General features: G+C 68.5%; 20 protein-coding genes. 3 read left to right on the top strand and 17 right to left on the bottom strand.

Going from position 1 to position 19584, the window contains the following annotated elements; all coding sequences use genetic code 11:
- Nucleotides 1–14: 14 nt before the first annotated feature.
- The 7 genes from VXM69_RS06270 to VXM69_RS06240 all read right to left on the bottom strand — a co-directional run bounded on the left by VXM69_RS06270 (nucleotide 15) and on the right by VXM69_RS06240 (nucleotide 5510).
- Nucleotides 15–134 (bottom strand): hypothetical protein, encoded by a 120-nt coding sequence (locus VXM69_RS06270; protein WP_006756675.1) that lies wholly within the window; start codon nucleotides 132–134, stop codon nucleotides 15–17.
- 107 nt (nucleotides 135–241) lie between these two features.
- The gene (gene leuB, locus VXM69_RS06265) at nucleotides 242–1309 is read right to left on the bottom strand and encodes a 3-isopropylmalate dehydrogenase (RefSeq protein ID WP_034185811.1); all 1068 of its coding nucleotides are present in this window, start codon (nucleotides 1307–1309) and stop codon (nucleotides 242–244) included.
- Nucleotides 1310–1386: 77 nt separating this feature from the next.
- Nucleotides 1387–2037 carry a 3-isopropylmalate dehydratase small subunit gene (gene leuD / locus VXM69_RS06260; RefSeq protein WP_034185810.1) on the bottom strand — a complete coding sequence of 217 codons (651 nt, stop codon included), beginning with the start codon at nucleotides 2035–2037 and terminating at the stop codon, nucleotides 1387–1389.
- A 67-nt stretch (nucleotides 2038–2104) separates the two neighbouring features.
- The gene (locus VXM69_RS06255; protein ID WP_034185809.1) at nucleotides 2105–2251 is read right to left on the bottom strand and encodes an entericidin A/B family lipoprotein; all 147 of its coding nucleotides are present in this window, start codon (nucleotides 2249–2251) and stop codon (nucleotides 2105–2107) included.
- Nucleotides 2252–2254: 3 nt separating this feature from the next.
- Complete coding sequence (leuC, locus tag VXM69_RS06250) at nucleotides 2255–3664, bottom strand: 3-isopropylmalate dehydratase large subunit (protein WP_034185808.1); 1410 nt, start codon at nucleotides 3662–3664, stop codon at nucleotides 2255–2257.
- 233 nt (nucleotides 3665–3897) lie between these two features.
- Nucleotides 3898–4656 (bottom strand): Tat pathway signal protein, encoded by a 759-nt coding sequence (locus VXM69_RS06245; protein WP_367189166.1) that lies wholly within the window; start codon nucleotides 4654–4656, stop codon nucleotides 3898–3900.
- A 32-nt stretch (nucleotides 4657–4688) separates the two neighbouring features.
- A complete protein-coding gene (locus VXM69_RS06240; RefSeq protein ID WP_367189165.1) occupies nucleotides 4689–5510 on the bottom strand; it encodes a hypothetical protein in 822 nt (273 codons plus the stop codon).
- Between the two features lie 367 nt (nucleotides 5511–5877).
- Between VXM69_RS06240 and VXM69_RS06235 the strand changes: the two genes are divergently transcribed.
- Together VXM69_RS06235 and VXM69_RS06230 are read left to right on the top strand one after the other, a co-directional pair.
- A complete protein-coding gene (locus VXM69_RS06235; protein ID WP_367189164.1) occupies nucleotides 5878–6207 on the top strand; it encodes a cupin domain-containing protein in 330 nt (109 codons plus the stop codon).
- 117 nt (nucleotides 6208–6324) lie between these two features.
- Nucleotides 6325–7050, top strand: a complete 726-nt coding sequence (locus VXM69_RS06230) for a glutathione S-transferase (RefSeq protein ID WP_367189163.1) — start codon at nucleotides 6325–6327, stop codon at nucleotides 7048–7050.
- A 9-nt stretch (nucleotides 7051–7059) separates the two neighbouring features.
- Here the strand turns inward: VXM69_RS06230 and VXM69_RS06225 are convergent, their stop codons facing one another.
- The 5 genes from VXM69_RS06225 to VXM69_RS06205 all read right to left on the bottom strand — a co-directional run bounded on the left by VXM69_RS06225 (nucleotide 7060) and on the right by VXM69_RS06205 (nucleotide 12557).
- Nucleotides 7060–8757: an FAD-dependent oxidoreductase gene (locus tag VXM69_RS06225; protein WP_226226806.1), complete on the bottom strand. Its 1698-nt coding sequence runs from the start codon at nucleotides 8755–8757 to the stop codon at nucleotides 7060–7062.
- A 48-nt stretch (nucleotides 8758–8805) separates the two neighbouring features.
- Nucleotides 8806–9288, bottom strand: a complete 483-nt coding sequence (locus VXM69_RS06220; protein ID WP_034185804.1) for an aromatic-ring-hydroxylating dioxygenase subunit beta — start codon at nucleotides 9286–9288, stop codon at nucleotides 8806–8808.
- Nucleotides 9266–10612: an aromatic ring-hydroxylating dioxygenase subunit alpha gene (locus VXM69_RS06215; protein WP_034185803.1), complete on the bottom strand. Its 1347-nt coding sequence runs from the start codon at nucleotides 10610–10612 to the stop codon at nucleotides 9266–9268. The genes VXM69_RS06220 and VXM69_RS06215 overlap by 23 nt, the downstream gene beginning before the upstream one ends.
- A gap of 155 nt (nucleotides 10613–10767) precedes the next feature.
- Nucleotides 10768–11166: a hypothetical protein gene (locus tag VXM69_RS06210; protein WP_059558356.1), complete on the bottom strand. Its 399-nt coding sequence runs from the start codon at nucleotides 11164–11166 to the stop codon at nucleotides 10768–10770.
- Nucleotides 11163–12557, bottom strand: a complete 1395-nt coding sequence (locus VXM69_RS06205) for an MFS transporter (RefSeq protein ID WP_367189162.1) — start codon at nucleotides 12555–12557, stop codon at nucleotides 11163–11165. Before VXM69_RS06205 ends, VXM69_RS06210 begins: the two co-directional genes overlap by 4 nt.
- Before the next feature lie 137 nt (nucleotides 12558–12694).
- Here VXM69_RS06205 and VXM69_RS06200 point away from each other — a divergent pair, with 137 nt between their 5' ends.
- On the top strand, nucleotides 12695–13600 hold the full coding sequence (locus VXM69_RS06200; protein ID WP_034185800.1) for a LysR family transcriptional regulator: 906 nt from the start codon (nucleotides 12695–12697) through the stop codon (nucleotides 13598–13600).
- A gap of 13 nt (nucleotides 13601–13613) precedes the next feature.
- Here VXM69_RS06200 and iaaH read toward each other — a convergent pair whose 3' ends face one another.
- From iaaH to VXM69_RS06175, 5 genes are all read right to left on the bottom strand, one after another.
- Nucleotides 13614–15035, bottom strand: coding sequence for an indoleacetamide hydrolase (gene iaaH, locus VXM69_RS06195; RefSeq protein ID WP_367189161.1), 1422 nt, complete (start codon nucleotides 15033–15035; stop codon nucleotides 13614–13616).
- 123 nt (nucleotides 15036–15158) lie between these two features.
- Entirely contained in the window at nucleotides 15159–16718 is a 1560-nt protein-coding gene (locus VXM69_RS06190; protein ID WP_069705030.1) for an amino acid permease, read from the bottom strand.
- A 110-nt stretch (nucleotides 16719–16828) separates the two neighbouring features.
- Complete coding sequence (locus tag VXM69_RS06185) at nucleotides 16829–17293, bottom strand: Lrp/AsnC family transcriptional regulator (RefSeq protein ID WP_034185797.1); 465 nt, start codon at nucleotides 17291–17293, stop codon at nucleotides 16829–16831.
- A gap of 96 nt (nucleotides 17294–17389) precedes the next feature.
- Nucleotides 17390–18148 carry a dimethylarginine dimethylaminohydrolase family protein gene (locus VXM69_RS06180; protein ID WP_034185982.1) on the bottom strand — a complete coding sequence of 253 codons (759 nt, stop codon included), beginning with the start codon at nucleotides 18146–18148 and terminating at the stop codon, nucleotides 17390–17392.
- 166 nt (nucleotides 18149–18314) lie between these two features.
- Nucleotides 18315–19565, bottom strand: a complete 1251-nt coding sequence (locus VXM69_RS06175) for a DUF1479 domain-containing protein (protein WP_049030376.1) — start codon at nucleotides 19563–19565, stop codon at nucleotides 18315–18317.
- Nucleotides 19566–19584: the final 19 nt, after the last annotated feature.

Here is a 19584-nt window from a genome sequence, read left to right as displayed (position 1 = left end):
GGGCACGACGGCGATCAGCGTTTAATGATCGTTTTCGTGGTAATGGTTTTCGTGATGACGATGGCGCGCGCACCCGCACGGGCAGTGTTGCCGTGGAGTTTCAGGACCGGGGAGATCAGGGAAATCAGCGCCATCGTTCGAGTCTACACAAAGCCGGTGGCCCGCACAACGGCCAACCGGGGGCGAACCGGCCGATTTTCCCGGCCTGTTCGCGCCCTTTCTATATTACTGCCGCGTTGCCTTACAGCGCCGCGACCACCGCATCGCCCATCGCCGCCGTGCCGACCTGCCGGCAGCCCGGCGTGGCGATGTCGCCCGTACGGTAGCCCTGTTCGAGCACCGTTTTCACCGCGCGCTCGATGCGATCGGCCTGCTCCGCGCGATTCAGCGAGTAGCGCAGCAGCATCGCGGCCGACAGGATCGTCGCGAGCGGGTTGGCAATGCCCTTGCCCGCGATGTCCGGCGCCGAACCGTGCGACGGCTCGTACAGGCCCTTGTTGTTCTTGTCGAGCGACGCCGACGGCAGCATGCCGATCGAGCCCGTCAGCATCGACGCCTCATCGGACAGGATGTCGCCGAACATGTTGCCCGTGACGATCACGTCGAACTGCTTCGGCGCCTTCGCGAGCTGCATCGCCGCGTTGTCGACGTACATGTGCGACAGCTCGACGTCCGCGTATTCCTTCGACACGTCGATCATGACGTCGCGCCAGAACTGCGACGTTTCGAGCACGTTCGACTTGTCGACCGACAGCAGCTTCTTCGCGCGCTTGCGGGCGGCCTGGAACGCGACGTGCGCGATGCGGCGCACTTCCGGTTCCGAATAGCGCATCGTGTCGAAGCCTTCGCGTTCGCCGGCGAACGGGCCGTCCGGTGCCGCACGCACGCCGCGCGGCTGGCCGAAGTAGATGTCGCCGTTCAGTTCGCGCACGATCAGGATGTCGAGGCCCGCGACGAGTTCCGGCTTCAGCGGCGAGGCATCGACGAGCTGCGGATAGCAGATCGCCGGGCGGAAGTTCGCGAACAGCTCGAGATGCTTGCGCAGCCCGAGGATCGCCTGCTCGGGGCGCAGCGCGCGCTCGAGCGAATCGTACTTCCAGTCGCCGACCGCGCCGAACAGGATCGCGTCGGCTTCCTTCGCGAGCGCCAGCGTCGCGTCGGGCAGCGGATGGCCGCTCGCCTCGTAGCCGGCGCCGCCGACCGGCGCCTGTTCGAGTTCGAACTTCTCGTCGAGTGCGTTCAGCACCTTCACGGCTTCCTTGACGATTTCCGGACCGATGCCGTCGCCGGGCAGCACTGCAATCTTCATGCGAAATTCCTGACTGGGTAGGTTGTATGAGGCAGGCCGGCGAACGCGCCGCTGGCGCGCCCGCCCGAAAGGCACGATCAGCCGACCAGCTTGGTGTTGAGCCACGGCTGCTTCACGAGCCGCTCCGCTTCGAACTGGCGGATCTTGTCCGCGTGGCGCAGCGTGAGGCCGATGTCGTCGAAGCCGTTCAGCAGGCAGTACTTGCGGAACGCGGTGATCTCGAACGGATACTCGCGGCCGTCGCCCGAGCGCACGACCTGGGCGTCGAGGTCGATCGTCAGTTGAAAGCCGTTGAACGCCGCCGTCTCGTTGAACAGGTGATCGACCTGCTGCTCGGTCAGCACGATCGGCAGCAGGCCGTTCTTGTAGCAGTTGTTGAAGAAGATGTCCGCGAAGCTCGGCGCGATGATCGCGCGGAAGCCGTACTGCTGCAGCGCCCACGGTGCGTGCTCGCGCGAGCTGCCGCAGCCGAAGTTCTTGCGGGCGAGCAGCACCGATGCGCCCTGGTAGCGCGGCTGGTTCAGCACGAAGTCCGGATTCAGCGGACGCTTCGAGTTGTCCTGGCCCGGCTCGCCGTGATCGAGGTAGCGCCATTCGTCGAACGCGTTCGGACCGAAGCCCGTGCGCTTGATCGACTTCAGGAACTGCTTCGGGATGATCGCGTCGGTGTCGACGTTCTCGCGATCGAGCGGCGCCACGACGCCGGTATGTACAGTGAATTTTTCCATGATCCGTCTATCCGGTTGAAGGGCCGGCACGCGGCCGGCACACATCGACAAATTCTCGGTGGCGGTGTCAGTCCGCGGCGCGCTTGAGCGCGTTGCCCGCGGCGTTGACGTCCTCGCCGAAGCCGCGGACGGTATTGCAGCCCGCGAGGCCGAAGCCCAGCCCCGCCAGCGCCAGCGCGGCAACCAGCCGCGCGATGACCTTCGTTGCCGTCACGCGTTACCCCAGCTGGCGAATGTCGACGAAGTGACCTTCGATCGCCGCGGCTGCCGCCATCGCGGGGCTCACGAGGTGCGTGCGACCGCCCGCGCCCTGCCGGCCCTCGAAGTTGCGGTTCGACGTCGACGCGCAGCGCTCGCCCGGATCGAGCCGGTCGGCGTTCATCGCGAGGCACATCGAACAGCCCGGCTCGCGCCATTCGAAGCCCGCGTCGGTGAACACCTTGTCGAGCCCTTCGCGCTCGGCCTGCGCCTTCACGAGGCCCGAACCCGGCACGACCATCGCGAGCCGCACGTTCGATGCGATCCGGCGGTTCAGCTTCTTCACGACATACGCGGCCGCGCGGATATCCTCGATCCGTGCGTTCGTGCACGAGCCGATGAAGATCTTGTCGACCTTGATCGATTCGATCGGCGTGTTCGGCTCGAGCGCCATGTAGGCCAGCGCGCGCTCCATCGCGTCGCGCTTGACCGGATCCTTCTCGCGCTCGGGATCGGGCACGCGACCGTCGATCGACGTGACCATTTCCGGCGACGTGCCCCACGTGACCTGCGGGACGATCTCGGCCGCGTTCAGCTCGACCACGCGGTCGAACTGCGCGCCGTCGTCCGACTTGAACTGGCGCCAGTATTCGACGGCCTGATCCCATTCCGCGCCGGTCGGCACGAACGGCCTGCCCTTCAGGTAATCGATCGTCGTGTCGTCCACCGCGACCATGCCCGCGCGCGCGCCGGCTTCGATCGCCATGTTGCAGACGGTCATGCGGCCTTCCATCGTCAGCGCGCGGATCGTCGAGCCGCCGAATTCGATCGCGTAGCCCGTGCCGCCCGCCGTACCGATCTTGCCGATGATCGCGAGCACGATGTCCTTCGCGGTACAGCCGCGCGGCAGTGCGCCCTCGACCTTCACGAGCATGTTCTTGCTCTTCTTCTGCAGCAGGGTTTGCGTCGCGAGCACGTGCTCGACTTCCGACGTGCCGATGCCGTGCGCGAGCGCGCCGAACGCGCCGTGCGTCGACGTGTGCGAATCGCCGCACACGATCGTCATGCCCGGCAGCGTCGCGCCCTGTTCCGGCCCGATGATGTGGACGATGCCCTGGCGCACGTCGTTCATCTTGAACTGCGTGATGCCGAACGCATCGCAGTTCGCGTCGAGCGTGTCGACCTGCAGCTTCGAGACGGGATCGGCGATGCCGTGGCTGCGGTCCGTCGTCGGCACGTTGTGGTCCGACACGGCGAGGTTCGCGCTGATGCGCCACACCGGGCGATGCGTCATCTTCAGCCCTTCGAACGCCTGCGGGCTCGTGACTTCGTGCAGCAGCTGACGGTCGATGTAGAGCAGGGTCGTGCCGTCTTCCTCGGTGTGGACCACGTGGGTGTTCCACAGTTTGTCGTAGAGAGTCTGTGCCATGGGTATGCGGGGTCGTTGTGACTACAAGCCTTGCGGATGAAGTCGATTATGCCACGCAGCGTGCGCCCCGGCTCAGGCCGGGCGCGAAAAAACCCATTAAAAACAGTAGTTTGGCTGGTAGTGCCAATACCTGTATCGGCATTACCCGGCAAAACGGGGCACGCACGATCCGGCGGGCGGCGATCGCGCGGCCGCATCGCCCGGGTCGCGCGCCGCGCCCCGTGGCTGGCGCATCAGCCGTTCGGGTACGCGCGGTTGATCAGGTCGAGCCGCAGCATCGCGAGCTGCATGCCGGCGTTGCCCAGCAGGTAGAGATCGCGCCGCCGCATGGCCGCCATCTGCGCGGACGTGTCGTAGCGCGACGGCAGCGCGAGGCCTGCCGGCACCGCCGCCTGCATCCCCGCCGCATTCGACGCGCGCACGGCGAGCGACGCCTGGTCCGAATGCGTGACGACGCCGACCTTGCCGAGCGCCGCGGCCGCGCCCGCCTGCCTGACGATCGCGGCGGCGACGCCGTCGGGAGTCGGAATCGGGCTGCCGGCGGCGACCGCGGGCGTCGCGATCGACGTCACGCCGGCCGTGAGCCCGTATGTCGACGCGAGCACGCTCGCGACCTCCTGCTGCGCGAAGATCGGTGCCGCGACCTTCTGCCGAAGCTGGAACACGGTATCGGCAATCGCCTCGTTGACGGGGCCCGGTACGGGTGCGGCGGCCGATGCGCCGGCGCGGCTGCCGAAGCTGTATGCGACGATCGTATCGATGGCGGCCGCCGCGACGCTCGGCGGCGTCCACGAGAAAAACGTGTCGAGCAGATAACCGGTTTCGGCGGCGGCGGTCGCGCGATCGTTCAGTTCGTTCGTCAGCTTGCCGAGCATCTGGCGCTGCAGTTCGGCATCCGTGGCCGGCGCGGCGCTCGTGAACACGGGCGTGACGGCCGCGCACGACGCGGCCAGGACGGAGGTGGAAGCCAGGAAATGGCGACGGGTATGCATGGTCATGAGCGTCGATGGGGGATCGGCGGGCGTCAGCCCTTCGGGTAGGCCTGCGTCGTCGCGGTCATCGCGCGCGTCAGCATCTGCGCATACATGTCGTGCACGAGGTAGAGGCTGCGGTTGCGCGTCCACGGCTGGCCCGACTGCGGGTCGTACACCGTCGGCAGCGGCACCTCGGTGACGGCCGCCGCCTTCATGCCCCCCTGTTGCGACGTCTGGATGCAGCGCTTCGCGTGATCGCGATGGCCGACCACCGCGACGGTGCCCATCGCCGCCGCCCCGCCCGCCCGCGACACGGCGACCGCCGCGACGCCCGCGGTACTCAGGTACACGATCGAGCCGTCGTTCGCGATCACCGGTTCGACCGACGACAACACGTCGGCGCCCATCCCGTATTTCGACACGAGAAACCGCGCGATTTCCCATTGCGCATAGACCTTGACGGGCTTCAGCTGGCGGATGCGGTACACGGCGTCCGCCAGCGCCTCGTTCACCGGCCCCGGATCGGGCAGCGCCGCCTGGTTGCCGCCGATGCTCGACGTGTTGCCGCTCGACGCGTTCGGACGGTTGCCGAAGCTGTACGCGACGATCGCACCGATCTGCGCGGCGGCCACGGTCGGCAGGTCCCACGTGAAGCCGACGTCGGACATCGCCGGGACGATCGCGTCGACGGTCGCCGCGTCGCCGAGCTGCGCGTTCAGTTTCGCGGACATCTGCGCGGCCAGCGCGCTGTCGGTGACCGGCGCCGACGTGACGTCGTCGCCGCCGCAGGCGCTCAACAGGGAAGAGGCCGCGACGGCTGGCGCGGCGGCGAGGAATTTTCTTCGGGACGAAGCCGGGGAATGCTGACTCATGTACACGCTACGCCATGATGCGAATGACGACCGTGCGTGAGGACAGGCAGGATCGACGAAATTCGCGGGGTCCAGGGAAAAGGCAATCGGGCAACCGCGCGCGAACCGGCAGCGCGACGTGCCATCGATCGATGCAGCGCGATCCTAGGCGGCGTTGGTTAAATTGCGGTGAAAGTAACGGCCGAATCCGTTCGATCGCCGCGCCGTTTCGCCGATGGACGATCTTGTTTCACCTGCGGCGAGCGAATCGCGCGCCTGTTTCGCCGGTGGAGCGCTCGCGACTGGCGCGGCGTTTCGACATATCGGCACCCGCATTACCATGGCGCAAGCCGCGTTCCCTCACGATCCGGCCCCGGAGCCCGCCACGATGAAGCTCGGCCTGAACGAATCGCTTGCGCGCCTCGACGACGAAGGCACGCTGTTCACGACGCTGTTTCGCCACGGCACGCGCGATGTCGAGCTGTACCGGCCGCACGTCGAGGACGGGCAGACGCCGCACACGCGCGACGAGATCGACGTGATCACAACCGGCGCGTCGCGCTTCGTCGTCGACGGGCGCGAATGCGGCGTCGCGGCCGGCGACACGCTGTTCGTCCCCGCCCACGCGGCGCATCGCCTCGCCGGCTTCTCCGACGACTTCTCGACCCGGGTGTTCTTCCACGGCCCGAAAGGCGGCGAGCGCGCACGCGACGCATGATGCCGCGCACGGCGCTTTTCGTTCGATCGCCTAGACTGTCTATTCGCAACGGGCGGCGCGCGGCCGCCCGGTCGTCACGAGGCCGGCGGCAGCCGGTTCAACGAACAGGACAACAGCATGCGATATGAACTCTATTACTGGCCCGAGATCCAGGGCCGCGGCGAGTACGTGCGGCTCGCGCTCGAGGCGGCCGAAGCCGACTATGTCGATGTCGCACGCGAATCGGGGCGCGGGATGGGCGTGTCGGCGATGATGCGCATGATGGACAGCACGAAGGCCGAGTGCGTGCCGTTCGCGCCGCCGTTCCTGAAGGCGGGCGACGTGGTCGTCGGGCAGACGGCGAACATCCTGCTGTTTCTCGGCGCGCGGCTCGGGCTCGCGCCCGACGACGAAGCCGGCCGGCTGTGGGTACACCAGCTCCAGCTGACCGTCGCCGACTTCGTCACCGAGATCCACGACACGCATCACCCGATCGCCAGTTGCCTCTACTACGAGGACCAGAAGGCGGAAGCCGCGGAGCGCGCGGCCGACTTCATCGAGAACCGGCTGCCGAAATTCCTCGGCTACTTCGATCGCGTGCTCGGGCAGAATCCGCACGGCAGCGGCTACATCGCGGGCACCGCTCTCAGCTACGCGGACCTGTCGATGTTCCAGCTGATCGAAGGCTTGCGCTATGCGTTTCCGAAGGCGATGAAACGCGCGGAGCGGAAAGTCGCGGCGCTCGTCGCGCTGCACGATCGCGTCGCGCGGCATCCGCCCGTCGCGCGCTATCTCGCGTCGGCGCGCCGCATCCCGTTCAACGACATGGGGATCTTCCGGCACTACCCGGAGCTCGACCGGTAACGGCGCCGTTCAATCGCCATATCGATAGCGGCTGCGCATCGCGTCGAGCGGATTGCCGTCGGCCAGCGTGCCGCCGAGGCTGTGGATCACCGCGCTCGCCGCATTGATCGCGGTCTGCACCGCGCCCTCGATCCAGCCGCCCGTAAACGAACAGCAGCAGCCCGCCAGATAGATCCCGCGGTCCGACGACGGATCCGCCGCCGTCTGGAACTGGTAGAACAGCGCCTGCGAGTGGATGTCCTCGCCCGGGTAGTTCAGCTTGAACGCGCCCAGCGCGTAACGGTCCGACAGCCAGTCGTGACTCGTGACGTTGCGCGCGTAATCGTCGTCGAGCGGGCGCAGATGCGCGGCGAACGCCGGCGACACGACGCCGATCTCGGCCACGAGGCGCTTGAACCGCTCGATCTTGTCGGTCAGCGACAGGATCTTGTGCGAATCGTCTTCCCACGTGTAGCTGATCAGCACGACGCCGTGCGCGTCGGGATCGTCGGGCGCGTAGTCGAGGCAGTAGATGCCGCGCGCGAGCGTGTCGGTCTGGATGTTGTGCGGCAGCCCGTGCTTGAGCCAGAACTTGTCGCGGGTCAGCACGAAAAGCTTCGACGAGCTGACCATGTGCGTTTCGTTGATCGCGCGGACGACGTCCGGGGCGAACAAGTTCGCGATGCCCGTCATCCCCATGCCGACCTGCATCGCCCGCGTCGTCGTCGCGACGATCACGCGATCGAACACGCGGGTCGCCCCGTCGTCGAGTGCGAGCGCAAGCGTACCGTCGGGCTGCTTCGTCACGCCGCGCACCGCTGCGTGAACGATGCAGTCGCGCACGCGCACGCCGTCGGCGCCGTCGTCCAGCAGCCCCTGCGCGAGCGCGAAGATGCCGGCCGGGATCAGCCGCTGGTCGACCTCGAGCTCATTGACGACGATCCGCAGGATTTCGAGGAACGACGCCCGATAGACCGGCTGGAAGCCGCCCGACCCGATGCCGAGCGTGCCGAACAGGCGCAGGTCCTCGCTCTTGCGCCAGCGAACGCCGCCGGGCGGCGTCGCGCCGGTGAAGATCTTCACGATCGCCGAATAGAACGACTCGTCGCCGAAGCGGTCGATGTACTGCTGCCAGCCGCACCGCGCATCGTCGTAGCGATGCGCGCGCAGCAGCGCCGTCAGTTCGGCCGGCGCCGGTAGCGACGTGCCGTCGTCGAGCCGCACGCCGTCGCGGATGAACGCGCGCCAGCCGCGGTCGACACGCTCGAACAGCGCCGGCGGCGCTTCGCCGGCCGGCCAGCGGTACGCATGGCCCTGATAGTGAATCTCCGTGTCGACGATGCCGGGATCGGGAAACGCCGATGCGCTGTCGACGCCGAACCGGTCCAGGTAGTGATACAGCGCCGCCTGCGACGGCGGAAAGCGCATCGCGCCCATTTCGGCGAGCAGGTGCGGATGCTCGGGATTGATCGACTGCGTCAGCAGGCGTCCGCCGACGCGCGCCCGGTTCGCCTCGAACACGACGACCTGCCGCGCACCGGCGCGCAGCAGTTCGCAGGCCGCGACGAGCCCGCCGACGCCCGCGCCGACGATCGCGATCCGCGCATCGCGCGCGCTTTCGGCCGCCAGCGTACCGACACGGCCGCCGGTACGGGACAGGAAAGCGCCATAGTCGTACAGCGTGTCGATGTACGGTAGCGTGTGCGGCAGGCGTTCAGGGGCGTTCATGGAATCGGGACCAAACCAGGGAAGGAAACCGGCAGCGCGAGCCCGCGCTCACACGGGCAGGTGGATGCTGCCGAGCGGCGCATCGGCGTTGACGAGGTCGACGCGCTTCACGCGGATGCGCAACGCGTCGCCGCTGACCGCGAGTTCGTGCGTGTACCAGCCGGCAAACAGCGTCTGCTCGTCGCGCCGCGCTTCGACGTAATGGAACGGCGTGCGCAACACGTACACGCCGCGCGCCGGGTCGGCGCGCTCGACGTACGGCTGCTGGAGCAGATGATGGCCGCGGCTCGCCGGCTGCTGCGAGAACGTGCGGCGGCCGGCCAGGCGCTCGATGCGGATGCGCAGCAGCAACCGGTCCTCGTCCATCAGCGCGCCATGCAGCACCGAATCGGGCTGATCCGGCGACAACGGCATCCAGTAGCGCGCGTCGTCCGCGTACAGCGCGAGCCAGTCTTCGTAGCGCCGCTCGTCGAGCAGGCGCGCCTCGCGATACACGAACGCGGCGAGTTCATCGTGAGCAAACGTGCGCATCGGCGGCCTCCTTCGTCGATGCGGGCGCGATATAGCGCAGCCACGCGCGGAACTGGTTGCGGATCTGCAGCTCGCTGGTGCCGTTCGTCTCGGCCGTCGCGTGCATGTGCTCGTGCGGATCGAACAGCCGTCCCACATGCACCCAGTCGCGCGATTGCGTCGCGAGGCCGCGCTGCGCGCGTTCGTACATCTCGAGATCGTCGTGCGCGACGATCGACGTCGGCGCGTTGATCAGCCGGTTGTAGGCCAGCGTGCGCTCGAACATCGAATCGGGTGCGCCCGCAAGACGGAACGACCACGATTCGACCAGCGTGCGGTCGGCCGCGAGCGGCTTGAACACGCGCAGGATCTGGATCGGCCCCTTCACCATCGCGTTCGGGAACAGCACCGTGTTGTGGCGCACCTCGCCGAGAATGCGGGCCGCGCGCGCTTCGCCGTACGCCGCCGTCATCTTCTCGTGGTAGCCGGGAATCGGCGTATAGCGCGCATGGATCGAATCGGCGGTGCCGGTGTGACCGTGCCCGTTGGGCCACACGCGCAGCCCCATCCGCTCGAAGAACGCATGCGGCTGGATGAACGGCTCCAGCAGTTCCACCGCCATCGGCTTCGCGCCTTCCATGCCGTCACGCTCCCAGACGCGCACGGCCGTGCCGGCCGACGACTCGTGCGCGACCATCGGGTGACAGGTGTCGGTCTGGTTCTCGACCAGCATTTTCCAGTTGCACGCATGCACGTACCGGAACACGCCGCCCGCGACTTCGACGCGCCCTTCCGGCGAGCGGTCGACCAGGTTGTCGAGCGACGACAGCGCCGCGCCGAAATAGTCGTGGAAGCCGACGCCCTCCGGGTTCAGCCGACAGAACACGAAGCCCCGATGCTCGTGGGTCGCGCCGACCGCCTGCATGCCCTTGCTCGCCTCGCACGATTCGAAACCGGTCTGGTCGTAGCCGCGCCGCAGCGGAATCGCATGGAGGCTGCCGTCGGTCCGGTAGGACCATGCGTGGTACGGACAGCGAAAGAACGTACCCGTGTTGCCGCACGCGTCGGTCACGAGCTGCGTGCCCTTGTGCGAACACCGGTTGTGCAGCACGCGCACCGATCCGTCGACGTGGCGCACCATCACGACCGGCTCCGCGCCGATCGTCGTCGTCACGTAGTCGCCGGTGTCCGGAATCTGGCTGACGTGGCCGACGTACACCCATGTGTTCGCGAACAGGTGGCGCATCTCCAGTTCGAAGATCCGCGGCGACAGGTAAAGATCCTTGTGCACCTCGGTATCGCGCACGAGCGCCGCCACCCCATCGGTGAACCCGGGCGCCGTCATGCGCACCTCCGGCCGCGCACGCGTTGTTGCCGCGCGCCCTTGCGGCGCGCGGATTCGATTGTTTTTATCGTCATCTCTCAGGTTTCTGCTTGTCGTGCCGCTCGGACTGCGTACGCCCGCCGCCAGGCACGCGGCGGCGGGCGCGGTGGCGACGGTCAGCCCGTCACCGGTGTTTCATGCAGGCGCAGCCAGCCGATGCGGCCGTTCGCGTCGCGCTCGAATACGACGGTCGAACGGCGCACGATGCGCCGCCCCGCTCCGTCGACCTGCGTCTCGCGATAGGCAATCACCGCGCCGCCCTGCCACGCGCTCACTTCGTGCAGTTCGTCGATCGCGATCCGCAGCCCGGGACGCGCGCCGTGGCCGCGCGAGAACAGGACGTCGATATCCGCGAAATCCAGCGCATGCCCCTGCAGCGAAATCATCGAGAAACGCCGCGAAAAACGCGCGATCAGCGGCGCGAGCGCGTCGCGTGACGCATGGCCGGACAACCATTGCTCGATGTCGACGTGCGCGTCGACCACTTCCTGGAAAAACGGGTTGGACGGATTCATTTCGACACTTGCGTACGTTGGGAAACCGGTCGCGCGGCAGGCGCGCGGTGCAGGGCGAGGCGCGCGACGAACGGCAGCGGCAGCAGCGTCAGCAACGCGGCCAGGCCGAAGCACTGCTGGTAAGACAGCCGCGCGTCGTCGCCATGCGTCGACAGCAGGAAATTCAGCGCGCTGCCCAGCACGGCGACGCCGAGGCAGAAGCTCAACTGCCGGTTGATGTTCCACAGCGCGCTCGCGTCGCCCATCCGCGCGGCGGGAACGTCGAGGAACGCCGCGCTTTGCGACGTGCTCGTGCACATGCTGGCGCCGAGCCCCATCGCGACGAAAGCCAGCACGCGCCCGGCCTCGAAACCAGCGAGCGGTGTCGCGAGCAGCACGATGCCGATCGCATCGATCGCGATCCCGCTCATGAACAGCGGCTTCGCGCCCCACTTCGGAAAACAGCGCCGCGTCGTCGCGATCGCGACGAACGACGCGATCGCCCACGGCACCATCAGCGCGCCCGTATGCGTCGCGCTGAGCCCGAGCGCGTTCTGCAGGTACAGCGCCGCGACCAGGTTCACGCCGGTGAACACGCCCGGCACGCACAGATAGACGATCAAGCCGATCCGCAGCAGCGGCTGCGCGACGAGGCGCAGGTCGAGCAGCGGGGCCGCCGCGCGTCGCGCATGCGCGACGTACGCGCCACCGGCGACCAGCGCGACCGACAGCGGCGCGATCGCCAGGCGGCCGCCCCCCGGCTGGCCCGCGAACGTCAGGCCGAGCAGCAGCGCGACCAGCGCCACGGCGCTCAACGCGAGGCCGCGGGCATCGAGCGCCGGCGGACGTTCGCCCGCTGCGTCCGGCGGCAGCCACGCGAACGCGAGCACGCTGGTCGCGGCGGCCAGCGGCACCATGCCGAAGAAGATCGCCCGCCACGACGCGCGATCGACGATCACGCCGCCGAGCGCCGGCGACAAGGCGGGCACGAGCAGCGCGACCATCATCACGATCGACGTCAGGTGGGCACGTGCATCCGGCGGATACGCGCGATAGGCCATCGTCTGCCCGACCGGGATCAGCAACCCGCCGCCGAGCCCCTGGATCAGGCGCCACGCGAGCAGCGCGCCGATCGACGCCGACAGGCCGACACCGACGCTGCCGAGCGCGAACAGCACCAGCGACGCGATCAGCAGCCGGCGCTCGCCGAAACGCCGCGCCAGCCAGGTGCCGAGCGGGATCACGACGGTCAGCCCGAGCACGTACATGTTGCCGATCCACGCCAGCTGCGCGACCGATGCGTGCAGCTCGCGCTGGATCGTCGGATACGCGGCGTTGATGACGAACATGTTGGCGAGGTCGATCGCGAACCCGAGCAGGTAGACGGCGGCGATTTTCGAGCGATCGGTCATGTGGCGGAAGACGAACGAAACGCCGCAGTGTAAGGTTCGACGCGCGCGTCGATAAGACCGTCCGGACGGCAAGACTGGTCGAAAAATTTTGACAATCAGGGCAACATGTCGGTTTTCCGGAAAGCAGCCGACACGCCATGGTGAGTCTCGATCGTTTCGCCGTCTTCCGCGCCGTCGTGGAAGCGGGGTCGTTTACGGCCGCCGCCGCCCAGTTGAATCAGGCCCGGGCCGCGGTCAGCTTCAACATCAAGCAGCTCGAAGCCGAACTCGGCGTCACGCTGTTCACGCGCACGACGCGGCGCGTCGAGCTGACCGACGCGGGCGAGCGCTTCCATGCGCGCTGCCTGCGCGTGCTGGAGGAAGCCGAGAGCGCGATCGACGACGCCCGCAGCGAGCACGGCGGGATGCACGGCGTGCTGCGCGTGACGTCGACGGTCGAGTACGGGACGATGGTGGTCGCGCCCGCGCTGCATGCGTTCATGCAGCGCCATCCCGCGCTGCGCGTGCGGCTCGAGACGCATGCGGCGCAGGTCGACCTGGTGCGGGAGCGCGTCGACGTCGCGATTCGCCTCGGGCGCCTCGAGCAGTTCCAGGACCTGCCCTACCGCGGCGCGTGCCTGGCGACCTACGAAGTGCGGCCCGTGATCGCGCCGTCGCTGCTCGCCGCCGCGGGCCTGTCCCGCATCGACTCGCCCGACGTGCTCGCGCGCCTGCCACAGCTCGGGCATACGCGGCTCGAGCGCATCGCCACCTGGACGCTCACGGACCGCGACGGCAACCCGCATGCCTTCCGGCCCGGCGCCAAGCCGCGCGTCGTCGTCGACAACGCGTCGGTGCTGCGCGTGCTCGCGCGCCAGGGCAGCGGCGTCGCGCTGCTGCCCGAATGGCTCGTGCGCGACGACCTCGCGTGCGGTGCGCTGGTCGACGCACTGCCCGACTACCGGTTTCCGCCGCAGGCCGTCTACGCGTTGTATCCGTCGACCACGCACGTGCCGCAAAAAGTGCGCGCGTGGGTCGACTTCATGAAGGCCTATCTGGCCTGAACGCGGCCGCGGCTCAGGCGGCCGCTGCGCGATCCCGCAGCCGCGCGTCGATCCGGCGGGCGATCGCGAGCAGGCGCCGGTCGCTGCCCCACGGCCCCTCCAGCATGAGCCCGACCGGCAGCCCCGTCCGCGTGGAGAGCCCGGCCGGGATCGACACGGACGGTACGCCGGCGAGTGTCGCCGGCGACGTCTGGCGCACGACGCGCGCGAACAGCGCAGCGCCCTGTTCGGGCGTCATCGCGGCGGTGTCGCCGAGCGACGGCGGCTCGCCCGGCACCGTCGGCATCGCGATGCAGTCGACCGGCGCGCCGAACGCATCGTCGTACCAGTGCACGAGACGCTGCCGGCACACGATCGCTTCCGCATAGGCGTCGGCCTCGACCGGCGCTTCGACGAGTGAGCGGAAGATGCCGCGCACGTCGTCGCTCGCGATCCGTTCGACGAACGTCTCGAACGGAATGCGCAGCCGCTCGGCCGCAAAGCGGCGCCAGTACCGGTTCGCCTCGAACGCCACGATCGGCAGGCCGCAGGCCTCGCTCGCGTCGTGCAGCGGCATCGCCGGCAGCGGCACGAGCGTCGCGCCGGCCGCCACGCACGACGAGAACGCGTGTTCGATGCGGGCCGCAACGCCCGGGTCGAGCGCGTCGAAGTAAGGCGCGCCCGGTACGCCGATACGCAACTGCGGCCATTCCGGCGCGACGGCCACGCTGTCGTCGCGCGTCAGCACGGCGTCGAGCAGCAGCAAATCGTCGATGCCGTGGCCGATCGGCCCGACCGTATCGCGGGTGGGCGACAGCGACAGCACGCCATGCGGCGAATAGCGCTGCGCGGACGGCCGCAGCCCGTACACGCCGCAGAATGCGGCCGGAATGCGCACCGAGCCGCCCGTGTCGGTGCCGAGGCCGAACGGGATGCCGGCCGCGACCGCGGCCGCCGTTCCGCCGCTCGACCCGCCGGCGATGCGCTGCGGATCATGCGGATTGCCGACCGCGCCGAAATGCCCGTTGCCGCTCGTGATGCCGAACGCGAGTTCGTGCATGTTCGCCTTGCCCAGCGGCACCGCACCGGCTTCGAGCAGGCGCCGTACGGTCTGCGCATCGCCGGTTGCGCGATAGCCGCCCAGCGCCGGGCTCGCACCGAGCGTCGGCATCGCGGCGGTATCGAGGTTGTCCTTGATCACGAACGGCACGCCCGCGAGCGGCAGCGCCTCGCCCCGCGCGACGCGGGCATCGATGCGCTCGGCCGTGCGGCGGGCCAGCTCGGCATCGACGTGCACCATCGCATTGAGCGGCGCGATCGCCGCGAGACGCGCGAGCGCGTCGTCAGCGACGTCGACGGCACGCCGTCCGGCCGCGCGCACGGCATCGGCGATCTCGCGCACGCTGGCGCGGGAGGCAAGTGACGGGGAGGAAACGCGGTTCGGCTGGGTTGTCATGTTGTGTGCTGGACGCGAAATCGATCGGGAAACGCGCGGCATGCCACCGGCCCGGGCAGCACGCCGTGCGAATCGCGATGTTATCGCGGCCCGCGGCCGGCCGTCACGCGAGCGGCCCGCCCGCTACGCGCCGCGCGACGACTCGCGCGCATCCGCCGCCCCGTCGACCGCGCGCGCCAGCCACGGCCCGATCTCCATCTCCTCGTAGCGCACGAGCCGGCTCTTGCGTGCGCGGCGATACGCCCACCAGATCGCGACGAACAGCGGAATCCAGACATAGATCGACAGCACTTCCATCCAGTCGATGCGCGCCGCGAAGAACGCCTGATAGTCCTGCCCGAGCGAAATCACGATGCAGATCGCGATCGCGAACAGCGGCCCGAACGGGAACCACTTCGCGCGGTACGGTAACTGGTCGAGCCGGTAGCCCTGCTTCAGGAAACCCTTGCGGAACCGGTAATGGCAGACCGCGATGCCGAGCCACGCAATGAAGCCCGTGATGCCGACCGTGTTCAACAGCCACAGATAGATGCGCTGGTTGTTGGTCAGCGACGTGAGGAAGCACAGCCCGCCGACGGCCATCGTCGCGTACAGCGCGTTGCGCGGCACGCCGCCCGGCGACAGCGTCGCGAACATCGCCGGCGCGCGCCCTTCCGCGGCGAGGTTGTACAGCATCCGCGTCGCCGCGTAGGTGCCGGAATTGCCGGCCGACAGCACGGCCGTCAGGATCACCAGGTTCATCGCGCCGGCGGCAAGCGGGAAGCCCGCATGGCTGAACACCAGCGTGAACGGACTCACGCCGATGTCGGTCACGTCGCTCTTCAGCAGGTTCGGGTCGGTGTACGGCACGAGCAGGCCGATCACGAAGATCGCGAGCACGTAGAACAGCATGATCCGCCAGAAGATCTGCTTCACCGCGCGCGGGATCGTCTTGCGCGGATTTTCCGATTCACCGGCCGCGATCCCGACCAGCTCGGTGCCGAGAAACGAGAAACCCGCGATCAGCGCGACGCTCATCATCGCGTGCACGCCGCCGACGAACGGCGCGTCGCCCGTCGTGAAGTTGCGCCAGCCGACCGGATGCCCGGTGCCGGTATGCCCGCTGCCGGTATGCCCGCTGCCGAGCACGCCGGCCGCGATCAGCAGCCCCGCCGCGATGAACGCGATCACGGTGACGACCTTGATCAGCGAGAACCAGTATTCCGATTCGCCGAAGCCGCGCACCGACAGCGTATTGAGCAGGAAGATCAGCACGAGGAAGCCCGCGCCCCACCCTATGCCCGGCACCGCCGGAAACCAGTAGCGCATCACGATCTGCGCGGCGACCAGCTCGATCGCGATCGTCACGGCCCAGCTGTACCAGTAGGTCCAGCCGAGCGCGACGCCGAAGCCTTCGTCGACGTACTTCTCGCCGTAGATCGCGAACGAGCCCGACACGGGCATCAGCGCCGCCATCTCGCCGAGCCCGGTGACGACGAAATAGACCATGATCCCGATCGCGATATAGGCGGCGATCGCCCCGCCCGGCCCCGCCTGCGCAACCGACGCGCCCGACGCGACGAACAGCCCCGTGCCGATCGAGCCGCCGATCGCGATCATCGCGATGTGGCGGCCCTGCAGACGGCGCTTGAGCGTCGTCCCGGACGGCGCAGCCGTCTCCACTGCCGCTTGCATAGCATCCATAGTGTTCACCCTGATTGGTTCCGGCTTCTTCCGCCAATTTTATTGATTCGGGATGCGAATCGATTGGCCTGGTCATTCGCGTCGAGCCGGGTCCTGCCCGGCCGGGCGCATCACACGACGCTGCGCTTGATCGCCTGCAGTTCGGCCGTCGTCACGATCTTCTCGATCCGGAATCGCGGGCTTTCCAGCCACACGTTGGCGATCCGCCGGTACTCGTCGAGATCCTCGCACGCGAGCCGCACCAGAAAATCGAACGTGCCGCTGACGAGCCAGCAATCGAGCACGGCCGGATTCGCCCGCATTTCGTCCTCGAACGGCGCCTGCGAACGCCCGTGGTCGGCCAGCACGATCTGCGCGATCACGACGATCGGCTTGGTCGCGCGCGGCGCCTTGATCACCGCGCGGTAGCCTTCGATCACGCCGAGCGCCTCGAGCCGCTCCACGCGCGCCTGGCAGGGCCGCGGCGTGAGGTTCACGCGCTCCGACAGCTTCCGGTAGGAAATCCGCCCGTCGGTACGCAGGATGTCGAGGATCCGGAGATCGATCTTGTCGAGCTGCCTCTTCTTGTCGGTCATCCGCGTTCGCTCCGGTCGGTCGTGGCTGGTGCGCGGAACGTGTCCTCGTCCGCGCGGGGCCACATTATCCGGCCGAAGCGGCCGCGCGCCAATCGGCTAGAACCGCAGCGACAGGCAGGTCAGGCCGCCGTCCATCTTGCGGAACTCGCTCGTGTCGATCACGTGCAGCGGCATGCCGAGCGACGCGATCGCATCGTGAACGCGCGGATAACCGGCCGGCGTGATCAGCGTGCCGTTCACGCGCAGCGTGTTGCCCGCGTATTCGTCAGCGGCCGAGACCGTGATCCGGCGATAGCCGGCGAACGCCGGATGCGCGGCCAGCGCTTCGGTCACGAGCAGCGTGTCGTCGCCGAGCGCGTTGACGACCGACTTCAGGTGCAGTCCCGCGCCGACCGGTACCGCCACGACCGAGTAGCCGTAGCGCGACACCAGCGCCTCGAACGCGGCGATGCCTTCGGCGTCGGTGCGGCCCGTCAGGCCGATGTAGAAGCACTTGCCGACCAGCATCACGTCGCCGCCGTCGAGACGGCCGTCCTGCATCGGCAGCAGGTCGCGATGCGCGGCGAGTGCCGCTTCGATATGCACCGTCTCGCCGCGCCGCGCAGGGGCGCCGGGGCGCGTGATCACCGCGAATTCCGGCGTCACGACCGCGACGTCCTCGACGAAGTGCGAATCGGGGAACGCGTCCAGCGGCGGCAACTCGGTCAGCGCGACGCCGAGCGTGCGCAGCGCGTCGCAATACGCATGAAACTGCGTGAGCGTCTTGTCGTAGTCGGGTGCGCCGAGTGCGGCGGTGGTCAGGCCCGCGCCACACGACGGTGCCGGACGGCGAACGATCGCTTGCGTGAATTGCATCGACTCCTCCATGGTCTGCGCCGCACCCTTGCGGCGCAAGGGCCCGCGGCGTTGTGTCCGGACCATTATCGGAAGCCAAATTGCGCAATTCGCGTCGATTTCGGCAGCGCCGACAGCCGATTGCGTCGAATTGCGCGCGGCACGCAGCGGATTCGGCAGAAGGCCGTCACGCGCCGGGCCCGAACCCCATCTGCGCTCGGCCCAGCACCGTCAGGTCGCCTTCGTCGCCACGCCCGTCGAAATCGACCTCGAAATGATCGGCCGGGAAATCGGGCGGACTCTCGCCGCGCACGAACGCGGACCGCTGACGCCGCAGGTATGCGTCGTTCTTCGCGCAGCCCGGCGCGGCCGCGATGTACATCACGTTGCTGTCGCCGCTGCCGCGGTGCGCATCCTCCACCGCATGCACGACGTCGCCGTGCCAGAACACCGCGTCGCCCGGCGCCATGTGCGGGATCGGCACCAGCGCGTCGAGCAGCAGCGCATGCCATTCGGGCCGGATCGACAGCGCGCGGCCGGGACGCGCGCCGCACAGGTCGTCGTCGGCGACGTCGTCCTGCAGCGCGCGCAGCACGACGTAGGCCATCGCGTTCGCGACCGGGATCAACTGCAGCGTGCCGTCGCCGGGCCCCTGCGGCGTCAGCGCGGTCCAGCCCTGGAACGTGCGGAACATCGAACAGACGGCCGGCGACGGAATCTCTTCCACGTCGGGACGGAACGCGGCGTCGAACGGATCGTAATCGCGCCAGCGACCGGCCAGCACGTGCCGGTAGACCTGCCGGAAGTTCGCCCCGAGCCAGCGCTCGACGGAGCCGCCGTCGACGTGCGGCGACAGCCCGAGCGACGTCGAGCCGGGCGGCCGGCGGCGAATCCGGTCCGCATAGGCCGGCACCTGGTCCGGATCGAAATGCATGCGCACGGCATCCGCGTGCCGCCACAGGCGGTTCAGGAACACACGTGCCTGCGTCAGCGCCGGCGACTGGCGCGCGGCCACCTGCGGCTTCGACCAGTAGACGCCGTAGATCTGCGGCTTGCCCGATGCGAGATTGCCGAAATAGCGGTCTTCCGCACGCGCATTCAACCGCTCGGCGAAGCGGTTCGCATCCAGATACGCACCGATCTCGTCGTTCCAGTCGCGCGCCTGATGCGCGTCGAATACGCCGCGAATCACGACCGCGCCGTGCGTGCGGATGGCGGCGATCGCGCGAGGATCGACGGTGCCGCCCGCGATATCCGCGAACGGCACGACCGGGATCACGTCATGGCCGTGCGCGTGCGCGCGGCGGATCGCCTCGACCTGCCGCGCGATGTCGCCCTCCAGTTCGCGAAACGACGCCGCGTAACCGGGCAGGTCGGCGCGCAGCACCCGTTTCGCCGCGCGAATCGCGGCCGGCAGATCGTCAATCGTCAGTTGCATCGTGGTCTCCTCGCTGAAG

This window comes from Burkholderia sp. Ed8, from assembly GCF_040761425.1.
Classification (GTDB): domain Bacteria; phylum Pseudomonadota; class Gammaproteobacteria; order Burkholderiales; family Burkholderiaceae; genus Burkholderia; species Burkholderia seminalis.
This window is presented reverse-complemented; position numbering and strand designations above follow the sequence as displayed.

Bases quoted from the DNA above. Each gene is read 5' to 3' on its own strand.
- VXM69_RS06270 (WP_006756675.1), bottom strand. From the start codon at position 134: ATGGCGCTGATTTCCCTGATCTCCCCGGTCCTGAAACTCCACGGCAAC.
- leuB (WP_034185811.1), bottom strand. From the start codon at position 1,309: ATGAAGATTGCAGTGCTGCCCGGCGACGGCATCGGTCCGGAAATCGTC.
- leuD (WP_034185810.1), bottom strand. From the start codon at position 2,037: ATGGAAAAATTCACTGTACATACCGGCGTCGTGGCGCCGCTCGATCGC.
- leuC (WP_034185808.1), bottom strand. From the start codon at position 3,664: ATGGCACAGACTCTCTACGACAAACTGTGGAACACCCACGTGGTCCAC.
- VXM69_RS06245 (WP_367189166.1), bottom strand. From the start codon at position 4,656: ATGCATACCCGTCGCCATTTCCTGGCTTCCACCTCCGTCCTGGCCGCG.
- VXM69_RS06240 (WP_367189165.1), bottom strand. From the start codon at position 5,510: ATGAGTCAGCATTCCCCGGCTTCGTCCCGAAGAAAATTCCTCGCCGCC.
- VXM69_RS06235 (WP_367189164.1), top strand. From the start codon at position 5,878: ATGAAGCTCGGCCTGAACGAATCGCTTGCGCGCCTCGACGACGAAGGC.
- VXM69_RS06230 (WP_367189163.1), top strand. From the start codon at position 6,325: ATGCGATATGAACTCTATTACTGGCCCGAGATCCAGGGCCGCGGCGAG.
- VXM69_RS06225 (WP_226226806.1), bottom strand. From the start codon at position 8,757: ATGAACGCCCCTGAACGCCTGCCGCACACGCTACCGTACATCGACACG.
- VXM69_RS06220 (WP_034185804.1), bottom strand. From the start codon at position 9,288: ATGCGCACGTTTGCTCACGATGAACTCGCCGCGTTCGTGTATCGCGAG.
- VXM69_RS06215 (WP_034185803.1), bottom strand. From the start codon at position 10,612: ATGACGGCGCCCGGGTTCACCGATGGGGTGGCGGCGCTCGTGCGCGAT.
- VXM69_RS06210 (WP_059558356.1), bottom strand. From the start codon at position 11,166: ATGAATCCGTCCAACCCGTTTTTCCAGGAAGTGGTCGACGCGCACGTC.
- VXM69_RS06205 (WP_367189162.1), bottom strand. From the start codon at position 12,557: ATGACCGATCGCTCGAAAATCGCCGCCGTCTACCTGCTCGGGTTCGCG.
- VXM69_RS06200 (WP_034185800.1), top strand. From the start codon at position 12,695: ATGGTGAGTCTCGATCGTTTCGCCGTCTTCCGCGCCGTCGTGGAAGCG.
- iaaH (WP_367189161.1), bottom strand. From the start codon at position 15,035: ATGACAACCCAGCCGAACCGCGTTTCCTCCCCGTCACTTGCCTCCCGC.
- VXM69_RS06190 (WP_069705030.1), bottom strand. From the start codon at position 16,718: ATGGATGCTATGCAAGCGGCAGTGGAGACGGCTGCGCCGTCCGGGACG.
- VXM69_RS06185 (WP_034185797.1), bottom strand. From the start codon at position 17,293: ATGACCGACAAGAAGAGGCAGCTCGACAAGATCGATCTCCGGATCCTC.
- VXM69_RS06180 (WP_034185982.1), bottom strand. From the start codon at position 18,148: ATGCAATTCACGCAAGCGATCGTTCGCCGTCCGGCACCGTCGTGTGGC.
- VXM69_RS06175 (WP_049030376.1), bottom strand. From the start codon at position 19,565: ATGCAACTGACGATTGACGATCTGCCGGCCGCGATTCGCGCGGCGAAA.